A 4,738-nucleotide genomic window follows, 5' to 3' on the forward strand; every position below is an offset into this window, starting at 1 on the left:
CCCACATACGCACCGCCGCGGCGTCGGCGGGAGTACCGGACCTGCTGTTGGCGCGGGTCGAGCAGATCTATACCCGCGCCGCGGGGGCCGGCCTCGGCGACCAGGACCTGACCGTGGTCCGCGCGGTCCTCAACGGGCAGGTGTCATGACGCGACAGAACGTGCAACCGGCCGTCCTGGACAAGGTCCACCACCTGACGTTCCCGGTGAGCGATGCGGACCAGAGCCTGGCCTGGTGGGAGCGGGCGTTCGGCGCGGTAACGCACCCTCGCACCGCAGTGCAGTGACCAACCTGCCGAAGCGGCGCGGGCTCAGCCTGGTGAAGGGGGTTGTCCAGGACGGCTCGGACGCCGTGATCACAGCAGCCACTCCGTGATCGTTCCAAGCCAGTGAAAGGGGCCGAGCGGAGCTTTTCCGGGCGTGGGCCAGCGCCCAGCAGGGATCAGCCGACGTGGCCAGTCCAGAATGCTGTCATGGCCGAGGACGGGCAGAGCGACATGGAACCGCGTTCATTCCTGATGTGCGCGACGGAGGTGGCTCGGCTGCTGGGTGTCGAAGACGCGGTCGTGAAGACGTACGGCCGGCATGCCCGCCGCTTCGCCGTCGCGGTGCGTAAGCCGCTGCTCGAACGTGCGAGTCTGCCCGAGGAGTTGTTCGCCCCGTTGATGGCGGCAGCCGTGTACGATCCGGACCCCAGCTTCTGCCGCTGGTTCGTCGAGCCAGCCGTGTACGCATTCGGGCGTCGCCGTGTGATGGCGGCATTGGTCGACTATCTCCGGATCGGCACGGATGCTGAGCGAGCGGGTGCCGTGCGGGCCTGGTACAGCGCCCATGTCCCTTTGCGCGCAGAGCGGTCGCCGGCTTACGGACCCGGTGGGATACGTGACCCCGCTTTGGACGAGTCGCGCGACATCAAGGACGCCTGGCTGGAGACATCGATGCGGGTGTTCGCCGAGACCACCGATCTGCGGATGCGCCACCGCGTCCTGCTCTTCCTGCCCGCCTCCCGCACGGCATACCCGCCACGTCTGCATCAACTACTCGAGAGCACCCTCGCATCCGCCCGGGCTCACCACGACAAGCACATCCGTCGCTGGGCCGCCGCCGCACACCGCGACGAAGACTGAGCCCCGCCGCCGACCCCTCGGCTTACGGAGCGCTCTGGTTCGAAACGACCTGAACCGACGCACGTACTGGGACGAATCGCGGGACCGGACCGAGGTGGAACCGACCTTCGGTGACCGCCCCGGCCGATGGCGGAGTTCCTGTTCGACACGACCCGCACTGCCGGCGACCTGCTCTTCAACGGGGTCCTCGTCCGGCATCCCGGCATCCGCTGGATTCTTACCCACGGCGGCGGTGTCCTCCCGCTCCTCGCCGACCGCCTGGAACTGTTCCGCACCGCCTTCGGTACCGGCGCCGAGGATGTCCCGGACGCCAGGGAGCAACTCGGCCGCCTGTGCCACGACATGGCCAGCATGCCGTTCCCGCGGCAGATTCCCGCCTTCGACCTGCGCCCGCGAGTCGTCGTCGTGCGGCGGGCGGTGAGCCCCTTCCGGCGCGCACGGCCGGAAGGGGCTCGGGAGGGTCAGGCTCGGTGGCTGTTCTTGCCGAAGGAGGGCGGGGCGTCGGTCGGGTCGCTGCCCCAGTGCCGGTCCGGTGCCGCCGCGAGGGAGAAGTCGAGGCGGCCACCGGTGTGCGCGAAGGTGGCCGGCAGCCACGGCTTCGTGGAGCGGCGGCCGTCGACGCGTAGCCCCCGCACGTACGGCGCGTTCCGTGCGGCGTGGGGTGCGTGCACCTCGATGGTGCGGCCCGAGCCGAGTCGTACGGTGGCCGCGCGGAACAGCGGGCTGGCGAGGACCAGTTCGGCCCGTCCCGGCACCTGCGGGAACATGCCGAGTGCCGACCACACGTACCAGGCGCTCATCGTGCCGAGGTCGTCGTTGCCCGGCAGCCCGCCTGCCTCCGGGGTGTACAGCTCCGTCATCGCGCGGCGTACGACCTCCTGCGTGCGGTACGGCGCGCCCGCGTACGCGTACAGGTAAGGGGCCGGGATGTTCGGTTCGTTGCCCATCCAGGCGTACGGCTTGTCCATCCCGGCGTTGAGCTGGGTGAAGAAAGTGTCGAGGCGGGTGCGGACGGCCTTGTCGCCGCCGAGTGCGTCGAAGAGGCCGCGCACGTCGAAGGGCACCATCCAGGTGTACTGCGCGGCGTTGCCCTCCACGAAGTTCGCGGGGCTCGCCGGGTCGAAGTCCGCGACCCAGGAGCCGTCGGCGTTGCGCCCCTGGACGTAGCCGGTCTTCGGGTTGAACAGCTTGCGCCAGTACTGTGCGCGCTGGTCGAAGGTCCGCGCGGTGCCCATGTCCCCGGTCTGCCGGGCGAGTTCTGCGATGGCGAAGTCGGCGGTGTTGTACTCCAGCGAGGTGGAGACCGAACCGTAGTGGTACTGCTCGTACGTCCGGTCGGCCGGGAGGTAGCCGAACTTCTGGAAGTCCTCGATGCCGGGCCTGATCCTGTTTGCCTTCGTGGCTTGCGCGACGAGCGCGTCGAGCGCTGCCCGTGTGTCGAAATCCCTGGCCCCGAAGGCGTAGGCCTCGGCGAAGATCGGCGCGGCCGGGTCGCCGACCATGATGTACGACTCGTCGTTGGCGAGCGACCACTTGGGCAGTTGGCCGCCCTGTGCGTAGTCGTTCACCATCGACTGCATCATGTCGCTCGTCTCGCGCGGCGCGAGCATGGCGAGCAGCTGGATCTGGGAGCGGTAGACGTCCCAGCCCGAGAAGTTCGCGTACTGCGCGTGCCCGCGTCGCGTGCGGTGCGTCTTGCCGTCGAAGCCTGTGTAGTCGCCGTTCGCGTCGGAGAAGACGTTGGGGTGCAGGAAGCAGTGGTAGAGCGCGGTGTAGAAGGTCGCGAGGTCCGCGGGCTCGCCGCCGTCGACGCGGATCGCTCCGAGCTGTTCGTTCCACGTGGCCCGGGCCCGTGCGCGCTGGGCCGCGAAGCTGCCGTGGTTCTCGGCGCGCAGGTTGGCGCGCGCGGCGGCCACGCTGGTGAAGGAGATACCCACCCGGGCCTCGGCCACCGGCCCGTGGAAGGTGACGTACGCGCCGCAGCCGGCCGTGCCGGTACCGGCGGCGCTCGTGCCGGTGGCGAGGCACACGCCCTCGCTCGTGTCGTCCGTGTCGCTCTGCTGCGCCTCGCACGACGCCTTCGAACCGCCGGGCTGCACGGAGTCTCCGCTCCAGGTGCCCGAGGTCTTGAACGGCTGGTCGAACTCGGCCCAGAAGTAGACCTGGTAGGAGTCGGCCGCGCCGCAGAACATGCCGCTCGTGGCCGAGCCGCTGAGCGTGTTGCGCCCTACTCGCACCTCGGCGGCGCTCGTTCCGGCCGCCGAGCCCGAGACGTCCACGAGCAGGCTCGCCGTCTTGCCGCGCGGATAGGTGAAGCGGCCCGTCCCCGCGCGCTGTGTCGCGGTGAACTCCGCCTTCGCGCCGTTGTCCAGGTGCACTCCGTAGTAGCCCGGTGAGGCGGACTCCGCGTCGTGGGAGAAGGCCGAGGCGTAGCGCTCGGGTGTCGTGGCGGGCGAGGAGGTCACCTCGCCGGGAAACGGCATGAACGGGAAGTCGCCGAGCGAGTCGCAGCCGCCGCCCGAGACGTGCGTCAGGCTGAAACCGCGAATGGTCGGGGCAGCCCAGGAGTAGCCGCCTGGCTGCTTCTCGACCGTGTCCGGCCCCCAGGTGAGCATCCCGAACGGCGCGACGGCTCCGGGGTGGGTGTTCCCGGCCTGCTGACCGCCGAAGACGGAGGGGCTGTCCTTCTGGATCGCCGTGCCCACGAACGGGTTCACGTGCCCGGCCAGGTCTCTGGAGCCGCCCCCGGCGCCCGCGCCCTTCGCCGGGCCGGACACCGCGCCGGCCACGCCACCCAGCAGCGGTGACTGCGCGAGCGCCACGCCCGCGCCAGTCACGGCGAGACCCCGCAGGAACGTCTTGCGCGTCAGGTGGGGCCCGCCCAGAGGTGCGTCCTGTCCCATGCCGCTCTCCATCTCCACGCCCTGCCAGTCCGCGCGCCACCGTCCGAGGGCTCGTGTCTGACAACGTTGTCTAGGGCGCGGAGGCGACCTTTCCACTCGGTTGATCACAAGTCAATGGATGTAACCGGCACGGAAGCGGGAGGGAAGCGGGATGGAAGGACGGGTCGCCGACTCCGCCCTCACGTCCGCTCGGCGCCGTGAGGGCGGGGTTTGCCACTGTACACACCGCACGGGACGCCGCATCGGGCGTGTGAGCGGACGTGGAATGACCCTACTGGCCTACTGGTGTTCGGAGATGACTATGATCTGGCCGGAGTGCGGCGCTGACAGGGCCTCGTACGCCTCGACCGTACGGCTCAACGGGAACGTGCTGCCGCTCTCCGCGAGAACTAAGGGCTTGCGTGCGTGCATTTCCAGTGCCTTCACGATGAGTTGGCGCAGCATGTCCAGGCTGTCCGGATAGGCGTTGCCGCCCCCGAGCTTGGTGACGAACAGCCCGCGCTCCCTCAGGTCGGTCAGGTTCACGGTGGCAACGCACTAGAGAGCTGGCCGTGGTTGATCCCCTCGGGCGCCGCGAGCTGCTGCTCGGCGCTCAGACCGCCGCGCTGTGCTGGCCGCACAGCGCGCCGGGTCGCACTGCCGTGGCGGGGGTGCGAAAGCCTGCCTGTCGAGGCTCGCGGGCAGCTGGTGAACGGCCCCGCCGGACAGC

Annotated in this window: 4 protein-coding genes and 1 pseudogene; 2 read left to right on the forward strand and 3 right to left on the reverse strand. The window is 69.9% G+C overall.

What is annotated here, in order from left to right:
- The first annotated feature begins 145 nt into the window (after positions 1–145).
- Complete coding sequence (locus tag HY68_RS44430; protein ID WP_198533524.1) at positions 146–286, forward strand: VOC family protein; 141 nt, start codon at positions 146–148, stop codon at positions 284–286.
- Here HY68_RS44430 and HY68_RS42410 read toward each other — a convergent pair.
- A pseudogene (locus tag HY68_RS42410) lies at positions 261–368 on the reverse strand (IS5/IS1182 family transposase); the annotation flags it as partial. The gene HY68_RS44430 and the pseudogene HY68_RS42410 overlap by 26 nt on opposite strands.
- Before the next feature lie 104 nt (positions 369–472).
- Between HY68_RS42410 and HY68_RS35845 the strand changes: the two are divergent.
- Positions 473–1,126, forward strand: coding sequence for a hypothetical protein (locus HY68_RS35845; protein ID WP_241778875.1), 654 nt, complete (start codon positions 473–475; stop codon positions 1,124–1,126).
- 461 nt (positions 1,127–1,587) lie between these two features.
- Here HY68_RS35845 and HY68_RS35850 read toward each other — a convergent pair whose 3' ends face one another.
- Together HY68_RS35850 and HY68_RS35855 are read right to left on the reverse strand one after the other, a co-directional pair.
- Positions 1,588–4,029, reverse strand: coding sequence for a GH92 family glycosyl hydrolase (locus tag HY68_RS35850; RefSeq protein WP_157874513.1), 2,442 nt, complete (start codon positions 4,027–4,029; stop codon positions 1,588–1,590).
- Between the two features lie 279 nt (positions 4,030–4,308).
- Positions 4,309–4,554, reverse strand: a complete 246-nt coding sequence (locus tag HY68_RS35855) for a hypothetical protein (RefSeq protein ID WP_041999975.1) — start codon at positions 4,552–4,554, stop codon at positions 4,309–4,311.
- Positions 4,555–4,738: the final 184 nt, after the last annotated feature.

The organism is Streptomyces sp. AcH 505 (assembly GCF_000818175.1).
In the GTDB taxonomy this organism is placed as follows: domain Bacteria; phylum Actinomycetota; class Actinomycetes; order Streptomycetales; family Streptomycetaceae; genus Streptomyces.